Here is a 568-nt window from a genome sequence, read left to right as displayed (position 1 = left end):
AACAACGCGGCGATGTCGCTGGCCCTGTGCGTGGGCAGACGCGTGAGGATGTCCTTGAGATACGCGTGCGGGTCGTGCCCGTTGAGTTGTGCCGAGCGGATCAGGCTCATGATCGCAGCGCCACGCTGCCCCGCTCGCAGTGAACCTGCGAACAACCAATTGGCCCGACCGATGGCCCATGGACGTATCTGGTTTTCAACCCAGTTGTTGTCGATGGGCACACTCCCGTCGTCGAGATAGCGCGTAAGCGCTCCCCAGCGCTTCAGGCTGTAATCCAAAGCGTTCGCAATGCCGGAGCCGTCGGATACGAGCTTGCGCTGCTTGGTCAGCCATTCGTGCAAGGCGTCGCAAACCGGTTTGGCCCGTGACTGGCGAAGGCGGTATCGCTCATCCACATTCAGTTCTGCTGCGTCACGCTCGATGTCGTAGAGCGCTGAGAAGAACGGCAGGGCGTGCCCCGCAACCTGACTGCTGTGGTTGGCGTGCAACTCGAAGAACTTTCGGCGTGCATGAGCCGCGCATCCGATCTCGGTGACGCCTTGCTGGAATGACGCCTTGTAGCCGCCGT

General features: G+C 61.4%; 1 protein-coding gene. It reads right to left on the bottom strand.

Features of this window, described 5'->3' with window-relative positions:
• On the bottom strand, window positions 1-568 hold a 568-nt coding region (locus tag M3I53_RS38085; protein WP_254320824.1), incomplete at both ends, for an IS66 family transposase.

The organism is Paraburkholderia sp. CNPSo 3272 (assembly GCF_024206495.1).
In the GTDB taxonomy this organism is placed as follows: domain Bacteria; phylum Pseudomonadota; class Gammaproteobacteria; order Burkholderiales; family Burkholderiaceae; genus Paraburkholderia.
The sequence above is the reverse complement of the archived record's forward strand: the minus strand, read 5'-3'. Positions and strand labels throughout refer to the sequence as shown.